Origin of the sequence: Brevundimonas sp. (assembly GCF_035627055.1) — a bacterium.
Classification (GTDB): domain Bacteria; phylum Pseudomonadota; class Alphaproteobacteria; order Caulobacterales; family Caulobacteraceae; genus Brevundimonas.
Genome location: NZ_DASPMM010000022.1, coordinates 48,069 through 66,758, shown reverse-complemented (window position 1 = coordinate 66,758; position 18,690 = coordinate 48,069). Strand labels below are relative to the sequence as shown.

12 protein-coding genes are annotated in these 18,690 nt (G+C 71.2%); 5 read left to right on the top strand and 7 right to left on the bottom strand.

What is annotated here, in order from left to right:
• Nucleotides 1-128: 128 nt before the first annotated feature.
• The 4 genes from prfB to VEA98_RS10945 all read right to left on the bottom strand — a co-directional run bounded on the left by prfB (nucleotide 129) and on the right by VEA98_RS10945 (nucleotide 5,844).
• Nucleotides 129-1,251, bottom strand: a protein-coding gene (gene prfB, locus VEA98_RS10960) for a peptide chain release factor 2 (RefSeq protein WP_324814138.1) whose coding sequence is annotated in 2 segments (ribosomal slippage) — nucleotides 129-1,181 and nucleotides 1,183-1,251 — 1,122 coding nt in all. Because the reading frame shifts where the segments join, the coding sequence is not laid out codon by codon here.
• Nucleotides 1,252-1,410: 159 nt separating this feature from the next.
• Entirely contained in the window at nucleotides 1,411-3,831 is a 2,421-nt protein-coding gene (locus VEA98_RS10955) for a penicillin-binding protein 1A (protein WP_324814136.1), read from the bottom strand.
• A gap of 31 nt (nucleotides 3,832-3,862) precedes the next feature.
• The gene (locus VEA98_RS10950) at nucleotides 3,863-4,603 is read right to left on the bottom strand and encodes an exonuclease domain-containing protein (protein ID WP_324814133.1); all 741 of its coding nucleotides are present in this window, start codon (nucleotides 4,601-4,603) and stop codon (nucleotides 3,863-3,865) included.
• A 47-nt stretch (nucleotides 4,604-4,650) separates the two neighbouring features.
• Nucleotides 4,651-5,844 carry a PepSY-associated TM helix domain-containing protein gene (locus tag VEA98_RS10945; protein WP_324814131.1) on the bottom strand — a complete coding sequence of 398 codons (1,194 nt, stop codon included), beginning with the start codon at nucleotides 5,842-5,844 and terminating at the stop codon, nucleotides 4,651-4,653.
• Nucleotides 5,845-5,990: 146 nt separating this feature from the next.
• Here VEA98_RS10945 and VEA98_RS10940 point away from each other — a divergent pair, with 146 nt between their 5' ends.
• On the top strand, nucleotides 5,991-7,382 hold the full coding sequence (locus VEA98_RS10940; protein ID WP_324814128.1) for a tetratricopeptide repeat protein: 1,392 nt from the start codon (nucleotides 5,991-5,993) through the stop codon (nucleotides 7,380-7,382).
• A gap of 34 nt (nucleotides 7,383-7,416) precedes the next feature.
• On the opposite strand, the gene VEA98_RS10935 is transcribed toward VEA98_RS10940, so the two are convergent.
• On the bottom strand, nucleotides 7,417-8,634 hold the full coding sequence (locus VEA98_RS10935; protein WP_324814125.1) for an N-acetylmuramoyl-L-alanine amidase: 1,218 nt from the start codon (nucleotides 8,632-8,634) through the stop codon (nucleotides 7,417-7,419).
• 441 nt (nucleotides 8,635-9,075) lie between these two features.
• Between VEA98_RS10935 and VEA98_RS10930 the strand changes: the two genes are divergently transcribed.
• From VEA98_RS10930 to VEA98_RS10920, 3 genes are all read left to right on the top strand, one after another.
• Nucleotides 9,076-11,661 (top strand): Rne/Rng family ribonuclease, encoded by a 2,586-nt coding sequence (locus VEA98_RS10930; RefSeq protein ID WP_324814123.1) that lies wholly within the window; start codon nucleotides 9,076-9,078, stop codon nucleotides 11,659-11,661.
• Between the two features lie 61 nt (nucleotides 11,662-11,722).
• Complete coding sequence (locus VEA98_RS10925; protein ID WP_324814120.1) at nucleotides 11,723-13,132, top strand: M48 family metalloprotease; 1,410 nt, start codon at nucleotides 11,723-11,725, stop codon at nucleotides 13,130-13,132.
• Nucleotides 13,133-13,149: 17 nt separating this feature from the next.
• Nucleotides 13,150-13,956, top strand: a complete 807-nt coding sequence (locus VEA98_RS10920) for a thioredoxin domain-containing protein (RefSeq protein WP_324814117.1) — start codon at nucleotides 13,150-13,152, stop codon at nucleotides 13,954-13,956.
• On the opposite strand, the gene VEA98_RS10915 is transcribed toward VEA98_RS10920, so the two are convergent.
• Complete coding sequence (locus VEA98_RS10915) at nucleotides 13,953-15,653, bottom strand: hypothetical protein (protein ID WP_324814115.1); 1,701 nt, start codon at nucleotides 15,651-15,653, stop codon at nucleotides 13,953-13,955. The genes VEA98_RS10920 and VEA98_RS10915 overlap by 4 nt on opposite strands.
• Before the next feature lie 114 nt (nucleotides 15,654-15,767).
• Between VEA98_RS10915 and mutL the strand changes: the two genes are divergently transcribed.
• A complete protein-coding gene (gene mutL / locus VEA98_RS10910) occupies nucleotides 15,768-17,633 on the top strand; it encodes a DNA mismatch repair endonuclease MutL (protein WP_324814113.1) in 1,866 nt (621 codons plus the stop codon).
• On the opposite strand, the gene VEA98_RS10905 is transcribed toward mutL, so the two are convergent.
• A complete protein-coding gene (locus VEA98_RS10905; protein ID WP_324814111.1) occupies nucleotides 17,630-18,661 on the bottom strand; it encodes a Kelch repeat-containing protein in 1,032 nt (343 codons plus the stop codon). The genes mutL and VEA98_RS10905 overlap by 4 nt on opposite strands.
• Between the last annotated feature and the right edge of the window lie 29 nt (nucleotides 18,662-18,690).

Below are 18,690 nucleotides of genomic sequence, written 5' to 3'. Positions count from 1 at the left end.
GTCGTCGCGCAGCGACGGGGTGGGGGCGGCTCGAAAGAGCCGCCCTTTTCCTTTGCGATTCCGTCGAGCCGTCCCCACCCGGCTTCGCTTCGCTCAGCCACCCTCCCCGAACGGGGAGGGAGAACGGCCTATTCGACAGTCGAACCGCGCGTCTCGCCCACCCGGGCCGCCAGCGCCGCGCCCATGAAGGCGTCGAGGTCTCCGTCCAGCACGCCCTGGGTGTCGGACGTCTCGACGTTGGTGCGCAGGTCCTTGACCATCTGGTACGGCTGCAGGACGTAGGACCGGATCTGGTGTCCCCAGCCGATGTCGGTCTTGGCGTCGGCCAGCGCCTGCGCCGCCGCCTCGCGCTTCTGCAGTTCCAACTCGTACAGCCGCGCGCGCAGCATCTTCCACGCCTGCTCGCGGTTCTGGTGCTGAGAACGCCCGGCCTGGCAGGCCACCACGGTGTTGGTCGGAATGTGCGTCAGGCGCACCGCCGAGTCGGTCTTGTTGATGTGCTGGCCGCCCGAGCCCGAGGCCCGGTAGGTGTCGGTGCGCACGTCGGCGGGGTTGATGTCGATCTCGATGGTGTCGTCCACCACCGGCGAGACCCCGATCGAGGCGAAGGACGTGTGCCGCTTGGCCGCCGCGTCATACGGGCTGATCCGCACCAGCCGGTGCACGCCCGATTCCGACTTCAGCCAGCCGTAGGCGTTCGGGCCCTTGACCAGGATGGTGGCCGACTTGATCCCCGCCTGTTCGCCACCTTCCTCCGCCTCGACCTCGACCTCGTAGCCGTGCGCGCGGGCCCAGCGGCTGTACATGCGCAGCAGCATGCCGGCCCAGTCGTTGGACTCGGTGCCGCCGGCGCCGGAGTTCACTTCCAGATAGGCGTCGTTGCCGTCGGCCTCGCCGGACAGCAGGGCCTCCAGCTCGGCGCGGGCGGCGCGGTCCTTGATCGCCTTCAGCGAGGCGCGGGCCTCCTCGAGGGTGGCTTCGTCGCCCTCCTCATCGGCCATCTCGGCCAGCATGACCCCGTCCTCGAGGCCCTGCTCCATCTCCCGGACGGTGCTGATCTGGGCTTCCAGCCGCGAGCGTTCGCGGCTGACGGCCTGGGCCTCGTCGGGCTTGTCCCACAGGGTCGGGTCCTCGACCCGGGCGTTCAGCTCATCGAGCTTTCGGACGGCGACATCCCAGTCAAAGACGCCTCCTGAGCAGAGCGACGCTCTGCTCGATGTCGGCCTTCATGGCCTCGACATCCGGTCTCATCGCATTCTCCGGCGATATTCAGGTGAGGCGCGGACATAGGGGAAGTTCGAGGCAGCAGGCAACAGGCAACAGGCAACAGGACAGAATACTGGCGTTTCGCAGAGCGCGGCGCGACGCCTCGCGGACCCGCCGTCGCCCTGCTGCCTGCTGCCTGCTGCCTCAGTACAGCCCGCTCAAATCCTCCGCCGGCTCCTTCTTGGCGGGCGGCGGCGTCGGCGGCGGGGTCGGGGTCGTCGTCGGCGGAAGCCCGGCGGCTTCCTCCTGCTCGCGTCGGAGGATCTCGTTGTAGTTCTGCGGTCCCGTCGGGACCTCCTGGCGCGGCTGTTCCTCTTCACGGCGGCGCTCAGTGCCGGGGCGGAAGGCCTCCTCGATGCCGTTGACGGAGCGGAACACGGCGTTGCGGGGCCGGACGAAGGGCCGCGCCGGACGCTTCTTCAGAGCCACCTGCATGAAATCGTTGAACACCGGCACCGGACCGGTCGCGCCGGTCTCGCCCGAACCCAGCGGACGGTTGTCGTCGAAGCCGATGAACACCCCGACGACGATGTCGGACGAGAAGCCGACGAACCAGGCCGAGCGGTATTCGTTGGTCGTGCCGGTCTTGCCGCCGACCCAGCGGCCGAGGCCGCGGGCGCTGGCCGCCGTGCCGCGCTGCACCACCCCCTCGAGGATCGAGCTCATCTGATAGGCGGTGATCGGGTCGATGACCTGCTCGCCGCGCGGCTCCAGCCGGGGCGACTCCTGGCCGCTGAACGGCCGGCCGCATTCGCGGCAGCGGCGCTCGTCGGCGCGGAAGATGGTCTCGCCGTCGCGGTCCTGAACCACCTCGATCAGATAGGGGTTCACCCGCCGGCCGCCGTTGACGAAGGCGGCGTAGGCGGCCGTCAGCCGGTACGGCGTGGTCTCCCCCGCCCCCAGCGACACCGACAGGTTCGGCTGCAGCTTGTCCGACACGCCCATCTTCCTGGCCAGATCGACCACGTTCTGCATGCCGATGGCCTGGGCCAGCCGCACCGTCATCACGTTGCGCGACAGCTCCAGGCCGCGACGCAGGGTGGTCGGGCCGTAGTATTCGCGGCTGTAGTTCTCCGGGCTCCAGCGCGTCCCGTTCGGTCCGCCGGCGAAGCTGATCGGCGCGTCCAGCACGATCGACGCCGGGGTGTAGTCGCCTTCCAGCGCCGTCGCATAGACGAACGGCTTGAAGGCCGAGCCCGGCTGGCGCTCCGCCTGGGTCGCCCGGTTGAAACTCGACAGGGCGTAGGAATACCCCCCGACCATGGCCAGCACCCGGCCCGATTGCGGCTCGATCGCCACCAGGGCGCCATTGACCGCCGGCACCTGTTTCAGGGCGAACTGGCCGCCCCTCGGCTCGACGAAGATCAGGTCGCCGCGCCGCAGCTGGCGGTTGGCGTTGGCCCACGCCGCGTCCTCGGCCAGCAGGGTCCCGGTCGCCCCGGTGTCGGCGCGGCGCACCCGCACGCTGTTGCCCGAGACGCTCTCGACCGCCGCCGGCCGCCAGGCCCTGCGTTCCGGCGGGCGCACGCCCTCCAGCGCCTTCTCCTGCCAGCCCTCGGCGAAGTCCGTCGTGCCCCACGGTCCGCGCCAGCCGTGGCGGCGGTCATAGGCCTCCAGCCCCTTCATCAGGGCGTCGCGCGCCGCCGACTGCAGATCGGGGTCCAGCGTCGTGCGCATATAGTAGCCGCCGCGGTTGACCTCCTCGCGGCCGAAGCGGGCGATGGCCTGGCGCCGCGCCTCCTCGACGAAGAAGTCGGCGTCGGCGTACTGGGCCCGCCGCGGCGCGTCCTGGGTCACCAGCGGCCGGGCCCGCGCCGCCGTCAGCTGCGCCTCGGTGATGAAGCCGCTGTCGCGCATCTCGCCCAGCACCCAGTCGCGCCGGCCCTTGGCCGCCTCGGGGTGCCGCTTCGGATGATAGTTGTTCGGCCCCTTGGGCAGGGCCGCCAGGAAGGCCGCCTCGTCCGGCGTCAGCTGGTCCAGCGACTTGCCGAAATAGTTGTAGGCCGCCGCCGCCACGCCGTACGAGCGATAGCCGAGGAAGATCTCGTTCAGATACAATTCGAGGATCTGCGGCTTGGTCAGGGTCGCTTCCAGCCGGTTGGCCAGGATGGCTTCCTTGACCTTGCGGTTGATGCTCGATTCGTTGGTCAGCAGCACGTTCTTGGCGACCTGCTGGGTGATGGTCGAGCCGCCCTCCAGCCGCCGTCCGGTCGCGGCGTTGAAGATGTTCTTGAACATCGCCCGGCCCAGGCCCGAGACGTCGACCCCGCCGTGGCTGAAGAAATTGCGGTCCTCGGCGGCGAGGAAGGCCTGCACCACCGGTTCGGGAATCTGGTCGTACGACACATAGATGCGCCGCTCGTCCGAGAACTCCCCGATCAGCGTCCCGTCGCCGGCGTAGACCCGCGTCGCCGTCGCCGGCCGGTAGTCGGCCAGGTCGGAGGCGTCCGGCAGGTCGTGGAACAGCCACGCCGCATAGATGGCGACCACCAGCCCGGCCAGCGCGATAGCGCCCAGCAGGCCGACGCCCGCCATCACGAACCAGCGTTCGGCAATCTTCACCATCTACTCCGCATGACGCGCCCGGTCCGCCGGTTTAGCCCGCGTCGGACGCCCCGGCTAGAGTCCCTGTGGCTGCACCGGCGCGACGGTCCAGCTCCTGTCGCGCCGCGGCCACGACATCCGCGTCCATGTCGCCCTGCCCCGCCATCCAGCGCAGGTAGTCGTCCGGCGGCTCGGCCCACGGCCGCCCCCGGTGCTTGCCGAACGGGATCCGCTCCAGCCGCCGCGGCTCGCGCGTCCATTGCAGCATCTGCTCGACGCTGGCCTCCTTCAGCAGGTCGATCAGGATGTGCGCCGTCACCCACGCGTCAGGCCCGGCTCGGTGCGCCGGATTGGCCAGCGCCGGGTCCAGCCGCAAGCCCCGCCAGTAGCGCAGCACCTGGTTGGAATGCCCCGGCGCCTGCGGCCACACGGCCTTGGCCGAGCGCACGGTGCAGATCCACGGCAGCCCCCCATGCGCCGTATCGGCGATGAAGCCCCGCTCGAAGCGGGCGCTGTGCGCCACCATCACATCCGCGGGCTCGGCCAGGAACATCTCCCGCAGCCGGTGCTCGTCGCAGTGCGGATCGTCCTCGCAGAAGTCGTCCGGCGTCAGATGATGCACCGCCATGGCGTGGAACGAGATCTCGCCGCGCGGCCGGAACAGCTTCGAGACCGGCGGCAGGGCTCGCCAGCCGCCGGCGCCGTCCGGCAGGACATCGACGATGCCGACCTCGAGGATCTCCGAGGCGCGGTCCCCGCCCGTGGTTTCCAGATCGACGACACGCAGACGCATGGGCTGCAGATAGGGCGCCCGGGCGCGCAGCGCGAGCCGGGCGGGCCTCAGCCCTCCTTTGTCGCCCGAGTGATGGCGAGACGGCGCGACCGGCGCCGCAGCCACATGACCACGCCGCTGAGGGCCAGGATCACGGGCGCGACGCCGCCGAGGACGATGATCGTCTGCCAGAGCAGGCCGGTGTCGCCGCCATCGTGGATATTGCGCATCCAGCGGGACACCGGATCGCCCCCGCCGCCGCGGTCCGGCTTCACCTCGCCGCTGCCGTCCACGACCTGCAGGGTCGCCGGCGTCGCCTGGCCGGGCTGCTCGACCTGGACGCGCCACGCCGGCTCGCGCCCGACCGTCGGAGCGCTGACGCTGATGACGCGTGCGCCGTCAGCCCGGGCCGCGGCCACCGTCACGGCCTGGTCGATGGTCAGCCGGGGCGTCGCCAGCGGCGGGGCGAACCGCCCTTGAGGCGCGCCGCCCGACGCCCGTTTGTCGGGCCCGCCGGCCTTGCCCTCCGCCCGTCCCGGCCTGCCGGCCGGGGCCCGGTCCTGGCTCTGCGGCTGCACGCCGAAGACGGCCCGGCTCGTCTGCGGGAAGGAGATATAGACGCCCGTCAGCGACAGCACCGCCAACGGCAGGCAGATCCAGAAGCCGATCGTATGGTGCAGGTTGAACAGGGTGGAGGGCCCGCGCCGCCAGCGCAGCGCCTTGAGCAGGGCGCCGTTGCGGGGCCACCAGAGCCACAGGCCGGTGGCGCAGCTGACGAACATCGCCCAGCCGATCCAGCCGACGACCTTGCGCCCGACTTCGGGGATGAGCAGCGAACCATGCAGCCGGTGCAACCACTGCATCGCCGATTGCGATGTGTCGGCCGCAGCGAGCACGCGGGCCGTCGGCGGGTCGATCCAGACGGTCAGGCTGCGCGGACGCGCGCCCGGCGCGACCTCGCCCTTCAGCCGACCCACGGCGACCACGGGGTCGCCCGCCTTCTCCGGCAGGCGCAGCTGGGTGAAATCGGCGCGCCCGGCGAAGGCTTCCCTCGCCGCCGCCACGTAACGCCCCGCGGGCAGAGCGGCCTCTCCGCTCACGGCATAGCGGTCGGCATGCATCATCCGGTCGAGAGGAGCCTTCCAGACCAGGATCGCACCCGAGGCCGAGATCGGCACGATGGCGATCAGAAGACCGACGCCGATCCACAGATGGACGTCCAGCCACAGGCGGCGCAGGCGGGCGGAAAGGCTGGAAGTCATGGCGGATCCTGTCTTGATCCACCGCCTCTAGCTGAGACTCGGTCGCAATATCAAGAAGGGACGCTCGCCGGCATCCTACGCTTTCGTCTTGGCCGGGCCGCATCTCACGTGCAATCTGAACGGATAGGTTGTCGGGGAAGACGCAGATGAAATCCGGTGTCGTCGTCACGCTGTGGGCGCTGGGCGCCCTGGCCGGCCAGGCCCACGCACAATCGCTCGGCGAACTGAATCCCGGCCAGACGGTCGACGGAACCCTCGACAGCCAGGACGACGTCACCGACGTCGGCGGCTATTTCGACTGCTTCCAGGTCAATGTCGCCCCGGGCGAGGAGATCGTGGTCACCCTGTCGTCGGCCGCCTTCACCCCGTTCCTCACAGTGACGACGGGCTGCGACGGCGAGGTCACAGACGCGGGTCGCGGCGTGAGGGGCGGATCGTCGGCGGAAGTGACCCTGCGCAAGGAGGGCGAGTTTCCGCCATTTCTGCGGGTCATGTCGCGGGGCGCGCCAGTGACGGGCGCCTACCGCCTCGTCGCCGGCGGTCAGGCCCGGCCCGCCGCGTCCGACGGGCAGATCCCCGACGCGGAGATCGAGGCCCTTGCGAGGGCCTGCATCGATAAGACCGCCGAACTGCGCCGACAGGCCATCGCGGCCTGCACCACCCTGTCAGCCGATCGCCGCTATCGCGGCGCCGGCCTCGCCGAACGCGGCCAGCGAAAGTTCGAGGGCGGAGACGCCGCGGGGGCAATGGCCGATCTGAACGAGGCCGTCACGGTTCTGCCGACGAACTTCATGGTCTGGGCTGCTCGTGGGAACGTCAAAGCCGCGCTGGAAGATTGGGCCGGCTCCCTCTCCGACTATGACGAAGCCCTTCGCCTGGCGCCGGAGGATGCTGAACTGAAGGCGCAGCGGGCAAGCGTTCGCATTGCGGCTGGCCAGTTCGACGCGGGGTTGGCGGAGGTGAACACCCTGATCGGGGCCTATCCCGGCGCGGCCCAGCTTTACCGGCTGAAGGCGGAAGCTCTCCACGGCCTGGGGCGGCTGGACGAAGCGCTCGCGAGCCAGGATCTGGCCGTGAACCTCAGTCCCGACGGGGTTCAATATCTCTATCGTTCAAGTCTGCGGCTTCAAGCGGATCGTTTCCCGGGCGCGATCGAGGACGCGGACCGGGCGGCGCAGCTCTCGCCAGACGCCTCCGAGGCTCAGAACATGCGCTGCTGGACACGCGCCGTGGCGAATACCGACCTTGCGACCGCCCGAACGGCCTGTGACCGATCGCTCGCGCTCGAGCCCGACAACGCGGCGGTGCTGGACAGCCGCGGCCTCGTCGGCCTCCGCCAGGGCCGCTTCCAGGACGCGTGGAACGACTACGCGGCCGCGGTCCGCCTGGCGCCGGACGACGGCGGATATCTGTACGGTCGCGGCCTGGCGGCCCTGAGACTGGGTCGCCGCGACGAAGGGCGGGCCGACCTGGTCACCGCCCTCGGCCTGAACCCGGAGGTCGCCAGCCAGTTCGCGGCATGGGGCTTGAGGCCCTGAGTTTTCCGGCCGCGAGTCCGACCCGTGACGGAATTCAATTCGCTCCCGCCGGGGTCCCCGCCATCTGAACCTCGCCGGCCGGCTCGCGGAAATAGCGGTCGATGCCCTCGGCCACGGCGCGCATGAGGCGGCGACGGGCGCGGCTGTCATTGAGCAGCCGCTCGTCCTCGGGATTGGTGATGAAGCCCATCTCCAGCAGCACGGCGGGAACGTCGGGGGCCAGCAGCACGGCGAGGCCGGCGTCGCGATGGCTCCGGCGCAGCAGCGGATGGTCGGCGCCCTCCAATTCGCCCAGCAGAGTCCGGGCCAATTGGGCCGAGCGGTTCTGGGTGGCGCGCTGGGTCATATCCAGCAGGATGCGGTCGACCGAAGCGTCACGCCCTGGCAGGTTCAGGCTGCGCTGCCAGTTTTCGCCGCGGGTGAACTCCCGCACGGCGCGCCCCGCGCCCTGCTCCGACAGGGTGTAGACACTGGCGCCGCGCGTGGCCGGATCGGCCCCCGCGTCGGCGTGCAGGCTGATGAACAGGTCGGCCCCGGCCTGACGGGCGATGGCCACGCGGCGATAGAGATCGACATAGGCGTCGCTGTCACGGGTCAGGCGCACCCGGTAACGGCCTGAGCGCTCCAGCTCCTGTTTCAGCGCCAGGGCGGCGGCGAGGGTCACGGCGCTCTCGCGGGAGTCGGCGCCCTGCGCCCCCGGATCGCGCCCGCCGTGGCCGGCGTCGATGTAGACCAGCGGCCGCTCGGCCGGCCGCGCCGTGCGGGCGTCGGCGCGCGGCGTGCTGCGGGTCGGGGCCCGGCCCGTGGCCTTCAGGTCGATGACATAGCGGTAGTGGGCCACCCCGTCGCCGGGCGGCAGCAGGAAGCGGCGCTCGATCTCGGCGCTGGTGGCCAGGTCCAACTCGATCCGTGAGGCGGCCCCCGCTCCGGCGACCCGGAAATCGCGGACCAGCCCATGGCCGTCGCCGCTGCGGCGGTCGGGCGGCGAAACGCCGGCCAGGCTCAGCACGACATGGCCGTCGCTCCCGGCCTGGATCACCTGGCCCCGGGTGGTGCGGTCCAGATCGATGACCACGCGGGTGCGCTCGGCGTCGCCGCCGAAGCGCACGCGCAGGATTTCACCCATCGCGCCGGACGCCAGCCCCCGCCCCGCCGCCAGCAGGGCGACGCAGAACACGACGAAGCCCGCGGCGGCCAGACACCGCTCGCGGACGCTCCACCTGGCCAGTTTGATAAGCGACAGTCCGTGCATTCGACGGAGACCCACCTTCTTGGTTGGCGGGGATCATGCCGCAACGTGGTCGCCAACGGGTTAAAGCCGGCGCGGCTTTCAATTCGAATTCGTCCTGCCTATGCTTGGGCCGCTCGCGAACGATCGCGTCCCCTGCTCCGCCAGGCCGGACGCGCCCTCCTCGCGGCATGACTTTCACCGATCCGAGAGCCGGCCGGGCCCGCCCCGCCGATTCGACGACCGGGTCTGGGACGCCCTTATCGACGGCGCGTCCGGGCCCAGGACCATATCGAACCTTCATGGGCTATCCCGCCTGCGCTCCCTTCCGGTCTGACTGGACCGACCTCGCCACCGGCCCCTGCCGCGGCGACGGGACGGCGCACGCCTTCGCCCCCACTCCCCTTCGGCGAGCCGCCTGCCCCCTTCGCGGGGATGGCCGAGCGCGCCAGAAAGAAATCTTCCATGTCAAAGACCATGTTGATCGACGCCGCCCACGCGGAGGAAACCCGCGTCGCGATCGTCGAGGGCCGTCAGATCGAGGAATTCGACTTTGAATCCCGCTCGAAGCGTCAGCTTCGGGGCAACATCTATCTCGCCAAGGTCACCCGCGTAGAGCCCAGCCTGCAGGCCGCCTTCGTCGAATACGGCGGCAACCGCCACGGCTTCCTGGCCTTCAACGAGATCCACCCGGACTACTACCAGATCCCCGTCGCCGACCGCGAAGCCATCATGGCCGAGGCACCGTCGGACGAGGACGAGCACGACGATCTCGGCCGCGAGAGCGCCGACGACGAGCACGAAGGCGGTATGGCCGAGGAAGAGCGGCTCAAGCGCCGCCTGATGCGCCGCTACAAGATCCAGGACGTCATCAAGCGCCGTCAGGTCATGCTGGTCCAGGTCGTCAAGGACGAGCGCGGCGGCAAGGGCGCGGCCCTGACCACCTGGCTGTCGCTGGCCGGCCGCTACTGCGTGCTGATGCCCAATACCGGCAAGGGCGGCGGCATTTCGCGCAAGATCACCCAGGCCACCGATCGCAAGCGCCTCAAGGCCGCCGCCGCCTCGCTGGACGTGCCGCGCGGCATGGGCCTGATCATCCGCACCGCGGGCGCCAAGCGCACCAAGGCAGAGATCAAGCGCGACTACGAATACCTGCTCCGGCTGTGGGAGACGATCCGCGAGACGACGCTGGCGTCCAACGCCCCGGCCCTGATCTATGAGGAAGAAAACCTCGTCCGCCGCGCCGTGCGCGACATGTTCGACAAGGATTTCGACGGCATCCAGGTCGAGGGCGTCGAGGGCTTCAAGGAAGCCCGCGACTTCATGCGGGTGCTGATGCCCTCGCAGTCGAAGAAGGTGCACCTGTACCAGGGCGCGCGGCCTCTGTTCGCCTCCAATGGCATCGAGGAGATGCTGACCCAGATCCACCAGCCGACCGTGCCGCTGAAGTCGGGCGGCTATCTGGTGATCAACCAGACCGAGGCCCTGGTCGCCATCGACGTCAACTCCGGCCGCGCCACCAAGGAGCGCAACGTCGAGGCCACCGCCTTCAAGACCAATATGGAAGCGGCCGTCGAGGCCGCCCGCCAGCTGCGCCTGCGCGACCTCGCCGGCCTTATCGTCATCGACTTCATCGACATGGATGAGTCGAAGAACAACCGCGCCGTCGAAAAGGCGCTGAAGGACGCGCTGGCCAAGGACCGCGCCCGCATCCAGATGGGCCGCATCTCGGGCTTCGGCCTGATGGAGATCAGCCGTCAGCGCCGCCGCCTCGGCGTCATCGAGGGGGCCACCGAGGTCTGCCCGCACTGTCAGGGCGCCGGCCGCATCCGCTCGGCCGAGAGCGCCGCCCTGATGACCCTGCGCGGCGTCGACATCGAGGCCGGCCGCCACGGAGCCGGCACGGTCAACCTGCGCGTCTGCACGGCGGTGGCCCTCTACATTCTGAACCACAAGCGCGACTACCTGCAGCGTCTGCTGGCCCAGCGCGGCCTCAACGTCATCATCCAGATCGACGACAGCCTGTCCCAGGGCGAACACGCCATCGAGCGCACCGAGACCAACGAGGACTTCACTCCGCCCGAGGGAGTCGAGGCCTTCGTCGACCTCGACGACGACTTCGACGACAGCGCCTGGGCCGACGACGAGGCCGACGACGAGGAGTTCATCGAGGACGAGGACGAGGCGGCCTTCGAGCGCGAGGACACCGACGACGACGAGCCCCGCGAACGCAGCGAACGCGCCGAGGGCGAGCGCGGCCGCGGCCGTGGCCGTCGCCGCCGCGGCGGGCGCCGTGAGGAAGGCGAGGCTCCGGTCGGCGAAACCGCCGCTGCTCCCGCCGCCGAGGACGATGACGACAGCGAGGCCGGCCGTCGCCGTCGCCGGGGCCGCCGTGGCGGACGACGCGTCCGCGAAGAAGGCGGCGAGCGCGACGGCTTCAACTGGGTGCGCGGCCGCACGCCGTCGCTGGAGGACCCCTACGTCTGGTTCGATCCGCTCAACCCGGGCGCTTCCGCGTCCCGCCCCGCCGCCGAGGCCCCGGCTGAAGGCGAAGCCCCGCGCGAACGCCTCGAGGCCGAGGCCGGCGAGACCGGCGAGCGCGCCGGCCGTTCGCGCCGCCGTCGCGGCCGTGGGCGCGGTCGGGATCGGGTCGCCGGCGACCTGACCGCCGCCGACGCCGTCGCCGCCGCGGACGAAGCGTCCGAAGCCCCGCTCCCGGCTGACGCCGCCGAAGCCCCCGCCCCCGTCGCGGCCGAGGAACCCAAGCGCCGCCGCGTGCGCCGCAAGGTCTCCGCGGACGCCGCTCCGGTCGACATCGCCGGGGCCGCCCCCGCCCTCGAGGCCCCGGAAGCCGAGACGGTCGAGGCCTCCGCTCCGGAGGCTGCGCCCGAACCCGTTCTCGAACCGATCGCCGGGCCCGAGCCTGCGGCCCCCGTGGAGGTCGAGCCCGCTCCGGCGCCGGAGGTCGACGTCGCGGCCCTGATCGCCGAGGATCCGAACCAGATCGTCGCCCCGCCCGAGAAGCCGAAGCGCGGGTGGTGGCGCCGTTGAATGGCCGCGATTAGATAGTGAGGATCGGGCCGGGGGCGATCGACGGTATCGGGAGTACGCCATGAGTTGGCTGACCAGACACGCCGCCCGCCTCGCCGGGGCCACGGCCGCGGCCGGCCTGATGCTGACCGCCGCGACGCCCGCCTCCGCCCAGAGCGCCATCCGCGACACCGAGATCGAGTCGATCATCCATGAATGGTCCGATCCGGTGTTCACGGGCATGGGCCTGGAGCCGTCCGAAATCGAGATCGTGCTGATCAACGACGAGGAGCTGAACGCCTTCGCCACCCGCGGCCGCATCCTGGGCCTGAACACCGGCCTGATCCTGCGGACCACCAGCCCGAACGAACTGCTCGGCGTCATCGCCCACGAGGCCGGCCACATCCGCAACCGCCACACCCTGCGCGACGGGGCGCAGAACGCCGGCATGCAGCCGATGCTGATGACCATGGCCCTGGGCGCCCTCGCCATCGCGGCGGGCGCGCCGGACGCGGGCGCCGTCCTGCTCGGCAACAGCCAGTATTTCGGGACCCTCAGCGCCCTGCGCTACATGAGCCACCAGGAAGGCGAGGCCGACAACACCGGGGCCCGGGCCCTGGAGAGCGCCGGCGAATCCGGCCGCGGCCTGGTCACCTTCTTTGAGAATTTCCGCTCCCAGGAAGTGTTCTCGGACGCCCGCCGCTATCCGTATTTCCGCAGCCACCCGCTGTCGTCGGACCGCATCGAGAACCTGCGCCGCTTCGTCGCCGAACAGCCCCACCACGAGCATCGCGACAGTTCGGAACGGCTGGCCCAGCACGCCCTCATGCTGGCCAAGATTCACGCCTTCATGGACCATCCGCGCGAGACCCTGCGCGACTACCCTGAAACGGATACGACCCTGCCCGCCCGCTACGCCCGGGCTATCGGCTGGTATCGCGACGGCCAGACTGACCGCGCCCTCGCCGCCGTCGACGCCCTGCTCGCCGAACAGCCGGAGAACCCGTATTTCTGGGAGCTGAAGGGCCAGATCCTGTTCGAGGAAGGCCGGCCTGAAGAGGCCATCGGGGCTCACCAGCGCTCGGTCGAGATCAGGCCGGACGCGCCCCTGCTGCGCATCAACCTCGCCCACGCCATGATCGAGACCCGCGATCCGGCCCGGCTCGATGGCGCCGTCGACCAGCTGAAGCGGGCCACCGCCCTGGAGAAGGACAACAGCATGGCCTGGCGGCTGCTGAGCCAGGCCTACGCCAGCCAGGGCAAGGAGGGCGAGGCGCGTCTGGCCTCGGCCGAGATGTATTTCGCCATCGGCGCGGAACGTGAGGCGACCCAGTTCGCCCTGCGCGCCCGCGACATGCTCGATCCCGGCTCGGCCGAATGGACCCGGGCCATGGACATCGTGTTCGCCTCCGGGGCCACCCAGGAAGACGTTGACGACGTCGACCGCCGCAACGAACGTCGCCGTCCCACCGTTCAGCCGGTCGCCGGCTGAGCCCTTCGAGAGCCTGAATGACCGAAACGCCCGACCCGAGGCCCGCGCCGTCCCTGTTCAGCCGGCTGCTGTCCGGAAACCGGGCCGGCTTCGCCGCCCTGGCGGTGTCGCTGATCGCCCTGGTCATTTCCGTAGCGCCCTACGCCACGGGCACCGACTTCGGTTCGCGGGTGAAGACCTATCTGGTCCAGAACCCGGAGGTGCTGCAGGAGGTCAGCAACGCCCTCGACGCCCGGGCCCAGCAGCAGCAGATCGCCGAGAACCGCCAGAAGACGGCCGAGATCACCGCCCGCGTTGCCGCCAATCCCGGCCTCCTGGCGGTCGACAGCCGTGACGCCGCCTTCGGACCCGCCGACGCGAAGGTGACGGTGATCGAGTTCTTCGACTTCCGCTGCCCGGGGTGCAAGGCGACCGCCCCCGAGGTGCTGCGGTTGATGCAGGCCCATCCGGACGTGCGTTTCGTGTTCAAGGACTGGCCCATCCTCGACGGCCCCTCGAACGGCGTTTCCCACTACGCCGCCCGCGCCGCCCAGGCCGCCCATCGCCAGGGCAAGTATCTCCCGGTGTTCCGCGACCTGATGGCCCAGCCGTCGCTCTCCGAAGCGGCCGTCGACGCCATCCTACAGGCCAACGGCGTCTCCATGGCCGAGGCCGGGGCGGCCATGGCCGGCCCGGATGTCGCCCGCCATCTCGCAGACATCCGGACCTCGGCGATGGCCATGGGCCTGATCGGCACCCCGACCTTCTTCGTCAACGGCAAGGCCAGCGAGTCCATCGAGCCCGCCGCCCTTGAGCGCCAGATCCGCGACGCCAAGGCCGGCTAGGCGAGCTTCAGGTCCATCGCTCCGCCGATCCATTCGAGCCGCGAGCGACGCTCCGCCTCGGCGGCGGCAGCGGGATCCCCCAGCGCCGTCTCGGCCTGCGCCAGGATGAAATAGCTATAGGGATCGTTCGGCCAGTCTTCGAGAAGTTCCAACAGCTTGTCGCGGGCCCCGGAGGCGTCGCCTGAAGCCAGCATGGCCGCCGCGAGGCTGCGCCGGGTCGGGTACCAGATCACCGGCGGGTCGCCCCCCTCGTCCCCTCCCATGGCTTGCAGGTCCGCGGCGCGGCCGAAGGCGATGAGCGCCGCTGCGGGGTCGCCGTCGATCATCGCGGCGCGGCCCTCCAGCACCCGCTGCGACAGTTCGGTGAAGGCGTCCCGCTCTTGCCGCATCGCACCGGCGGCGAACGACGGATCCTCCCTCAGCCTCGCGATGGCGGCGGCCTCGGCCCGCACCGCCCCGGCGTCGCCGGCCCGCGCCGCCGCCTCGCCCCGGGCGTAGCGCCAGCTGACCCGCAGCATCGGATGGGTCGCCGGCGGCTCCTTCAGCGCCGCCACACGCGCCGCGTCGGCGAAGCGGCCGTAGATGGCGTAGGCGTTGTTGGCCACCATCTGCCGCCACACGTTGTCCGCGGCGATGTCCGGATAGGTGGCCATGTACCAGTCGGCCAGCTTCAGTCCCTCGTCGGCGCCGCCGGCCATCAGGGCTCCGCCCATGCCGAAATGGATGTTGTGCCCGTGCAGCGGCATTCCCGGCACGCCGCCGGGCGGCCGCGCCAGCCCGTCGTAGCGGCGGTCCAGCGCCACCGCGTTGACGTTGGACATCATCGCCTCCCTGTAGCGCCCGACCCGGTAGAAGGTGTGCGACGGCATATGCACCAGGTGGCTGGCCCCCGGCGCGAGCGCCGCCAGCCGCTCGCCGTACGGGATCGCCTTGTGCGGGTCGTCGGACCATTCGGTCAGGTGGATGTAGAGATGGATCGCCGCCGGGTCGTCTGGCGCCCGGGCCAGAGTCTGCTCGAGGATGTCCATGGCCCGGGTGATGCCCGGATCGGCGGCCTTGCCTTCGTCGTCCCACCAGCGGTCGGCGTTGATCATCCAGGCGTCGGCGGTCACGGCCGCGACGGCGATGTCCGTGGGATTGCGCCGGGCGATCCGGTCCATGGCCGTGGCGAAGCGACGGGCCCGTGACGACTCTCGCCCCGAATAGCGCTGGACCAGGGCGTCGATCATCTGGCGCTGCATCGGGGTGGCGTCGCGCGCCAGCCGGCGGGCGTCGCGTGCGGCCTTCAGCGCCGCCAGCCGGGTCGCTTCACCCTCGCCGCCTCCGTTCAGATTCGGCCCCATCGCCCAGGCCTCGCCCCAGGCGCAAAGGCCGCAGGTCGGATCCAGCATCCGCGCCTTGCGGAAGGCTCGCACCGCCTCCCCGTGTTCGAAGGCCCAGCGCAGCCGCACGCCATGGTCGAACCAGGCCTGGGCCTCGGGATTCGGCGTGTCGATCTTGAAACCACCCGAGCCGAAGCCGTCGACCATGACCATGTCGGCGACCGGCGTGCCGTCCGCCTGCGTCCCGGCCGGTCCGCAGATCCGCGGCCGCTCTATCAGGTCCATGACCGCCCGATCGGCGGTGGCGTCGGCGAGCGCTGACGGCCCGATCAGGACGGTGGCCGCCGCCACGCCGCACATCAGAAGACTGCGCATCGCCCGATTTCTCCCCGTCCCGGGTTCCTGTCCCCAGACGATACTGACCTAACCCCGGAGCGAGACCAAGCGGCGCTTCTCCCGCGCGGCGGATCAGCCCATAGTTTCGCGTCCATGCCCATCCGCCGCCTCCCGCCCGAGACCGTCAACCGCATCGCCGCCGGCGAGGTGGTCGAACGCCCGGCCAGCGCCATCAAGGAACTGGTCGAGAACGCCCTCGACGCCGGCGCCACCCGGATCGAGATCCAGGCCGACGGCGGCGGCCTCAGCCGCATCCTGATCGCCGACGACGGTTGCGGCATGGCCGCCGACCAGCTGGCCCTCGCGGTCGAGCGTCACGCCACCTCCAAGCTCGAGCCCGACGACGCCGGCGACGTCGACCTGCTGCGCATCCACACGCTCGGCTTCCGCGGCGAGGCCCTGCCCTCGATCGGCTCGGTGGCCCGTCTGACCATCACCAGCCGTTCCCGGGACGGCGGCGACGCTCATCAGATCACCGTCGAGGGCGGCGACCAGCGTCCCGTCGCCCCGGCCGGCTTCCCCGGCCCGCACGGCGCCCGGGTCGAGGTCCGCGACCTCTTCTACGCCACCCCCGCCCGGCTCAAATTCATGAAGTCCGAGCGCTCCGAGGCCATGGCCATCTCGGAGGAGATCAAGCGTCAGGCCATGGCCCACGAGGCCGTCGCCTTCACCCTCGACCTCGACGGCCGCACCACCCTTCGCCTGCCCGCCGAACACCCCGGCGACCACGGCCGGCTGAAACGCCTTGCCGCCCTCCTCGGCCGCGACTTCGAGGCCAACGCCCTGCTGATCGACCAGCAACGCGACGGCGTCCGCCTCACCGGCTACGCGGGCCTGCCGACCTACAGCCGCGGCAACGCCGGCCACCAGTATCTGTTCGTCAACGGGCGCCCCGTCCGCGACCGCCTGCTGCAGGGCGCTCTGCGCGGGGCCTACGTCGACTTCCTCGCCCGCGACCGGCATCCGGCGGCGGTGCTGTTCCTCGAGGTCGACCCGCTCTACGTCGACGTCAACGTCCACCCGGCGAAGGCCGAGGTCCGCTTCCGGGACCCGCAGGGCGTGCGCGGCCTGATTGTCGGCGCCCTGCGCCATGCCCTCGCCGGCGCCGGACACCGGGCCTCGACCACCGTGGCGGCGGACGCGCTGGCGGGGTTCCGGGCGCATGAGGGCGTGGGGGGTGGGATGTGGGGTGCGGGGGAAAGGCCCCCCGCCGCCCAAGGCTGGTCCCGCTGGCAAGGCTGGGCCGCGCCCGCCACGACGATGGCGCAGGTCCTCCCCGGCCTGAACGAACCCTCCGCGCGGGTCGAGCCAGGCCACCCCCACACCCCACACCCCGCCCCCGACACCCTCGGCTCCCCCTACGCCCCCTCCGACATCGACCTCCCCCTCGGCGCCGCCCGCGCCCAGCTGCACGGCACCTATATCGTCGCCCAGACCCGCGACGGCCTCGTCGTGGTCGACCAGCACGCCGCCCACGAACGCCTCGTCTATGAGCGGATGAAGGCCCAGATGGCCGCCGGCTCGGTGACCCGTCAGGCTCTGTTGACCCCCGAGGTCGTCGAGCTCGACCCCGCCGAGGCCGAACGCGTCTCCGCCCGCGCCGACGAACTCGCCCAGCTCGGCCTGATCGTCGAACCCTTCGGCGCCGGGGCCGTGCTGGTCCGCGAGACCCCCGCCCTGCTCGGCGCTGCCGACGTCCAGGGCCTGATCCGCGACATCGCCGACGACCTGGCCGAGCACGGCGCGGCCCTGGCCCTGTCCGAGCGCCTCGGCGAGGTCTGCGGCACCATGGCCTGCCACGGCAGCGTCCGCGCCGGCCGCGTCCTCTCCGCCCCCGAGATGAACGCCCTGCTCCGCCAGATGGAGGCCACGCCCCACTCCGGCCAGTGCAACCACGGCCGCCCGACCTATGTCGAGCTGAAGCTCAACGACCTCGAAAAGCTGTTCGGGCGGCGCTAGGACCCGAACGCCTCGACCACGCTCCCCGCACGGCCGCCCGAGACCACCTCGCCGCCGGCGATGGCGTAGACCACGTCGCCCACCGCAGCCGCGGCCAGTCCGTGCCTGGGCGTGCGCATCGGCGGCCCGGCTTCCCAGCCGTCGGCCGCCGGATCGTAGATCCACGTCTCGGTGAACACGCCGCCGCCTCCGCCGCGCTGGAACCACTCCCCGCCGAAGGCGACCAGCTTGCCGCCCGCCGCCGCCATGGCCAGCCCGCCGCCGACCTGCTGCCCCGTCGTCGGCGACGGCGGGATCGGCGCCAGCGTGTCCCAGCGGTCTTCGGACGGCGTGTAGCGATCCAGCCGCCCCGTGCCGCCGCCGCTGACCGTGCGCCCGCCGGCGACCCAGATCGCCCCGTCCATCACCGTCGCCGCGGCGCTGTTGCGCGCCATCGGGCAGGGCCGTGCGATCTCCCAGCCGGGCGCCCCGGGGACCAGCACCAGATGCCGGTCGGTGTCGGCCTGATCGTTCCAGTTGCCGTTGGCCGCGCCGCCGGGGGTGCGTCCGGTGATCAGATGCAGGGTCTCGCCTAGACCCACGCCGACCGCCTCGGCCTGCGGCGACGACAGGCTCGTGACCTCCCGCCACGTCTCGCCGTCCAGCACCCAGGCGGTGGTCGTATTGGTCCACTCGCCCGCCTCCGAGCGGGCGTAGCCGCCGACGGCGTAGAGATCGCGGTCGGTGGCCATGAACATCGGATGATGTCGCGGGGCCGGCAGGCTCGGACCTGGCGTCCAGGCGTTGCTCGGCGCGTCGTAGAAGGCGGTCCTGTCCTCGATGTGCAGCGGCTGCCCCTGCCGCGCGACCAGCCCGCCGCCGGTGACGATCCGGCCCTGATGGACCGCGGCGTAGATCTCCTGCACCGGCCACGGCAGCGCCGCGCGCGGCGACCAGTTCTCCGCCGCCTCCCGCGCGCACGCTTCGAAGGGAAGGGCCGCGGACGCTCCGGCGGCGGCGAGGAAGGCGCGGCGGTCGAGGATGCTCATGGCCGTCAGCCTAACGCCGAAACCCGCGC

Excerpts from the sequence above, each read along its gene's own strand:
- VEA98_RS10940 (WP_324814128.1), top strand. The coding sequence starts at position 5,991 with ATGAAATCCGGTGTCGTCGTCACGCTGTGGGCGCTGGGCGCCCTGGCC.
- mutL (WP_324814113.1), top strand. The coding sequence starts at position 15,768 with ATGCCCATCCGCCGCCTCCCGCCCGAGACCGTCAACCGCATCGCCGCC.
- VEA98_RS10920 (WP_324814117.1), top strand. The coding sequence starts at position 13,150 with ATGACCGAAACGCCCGACCCGAGGCCCGCGCCGTCCCTGTTCAGCCGG.
- VEA98_RS10950 (WP_324814133.1), bottom strand. The coding sequence starts at position 4,603 with ATGCGTCTGCGTGTCGTCGATCTGGAAACCACGGGCGGGGACCGCGCC.
- VEA98_RS10925 (WP_324814120.1), top strand. The coding sequence starts at position 11,723 with ATGAGTTGGCTGACCAGACACGCCGCCCGCCTCGCCGGGGCCACGGCC.
- VEA98_RS10955 (WP_324814136.1), bottom strand. The coding sequence starts at position 3,831 with ATGGTGAAGATTGCCGAACGCTGGTTCGTGATGGCGGGCGTCGGCCTG.
- VEA98_RS10935 (WP_324814125.1), bottom strand. The coding sequence starts at position 8,634 with ATGCACGGACTGTCGCTTATCAAACTGGCCAGGTGGAGCGTCCGCGAG.
- VEA98_RS10945 (WP_324814131.1), bottom strand. The coding sequence starts at position 5,844 with ATGACTTCCAGCCTTTCCGCCCGCCTGCGCCGCCTGTGGCTGGACGTC.
- VEA98_RS10915 (WP_324814115.1), bottom strand. The coding sequence starts at position 15,653 with ATGCGCAGTCTTCTGATGTGCGGCGTGGCGGCGGCCACCGTCCTGATC.
- VEA98_RS10905 (WP_324814111.1), bottom strand. The coding sequence starts at position 18,661 with ATGAGCATCCTCGACCGCCGCGCCTTCCTCGCCGCCGCCGGAGCGTCC.
- VEA98_RS10930 (WP_324814123.1), top strand. The coding sequence starts at position 9,076 with ATGTCAAAGACCATGTTGATCGACGCCGCCCACGCGGAGGAAACCCGC.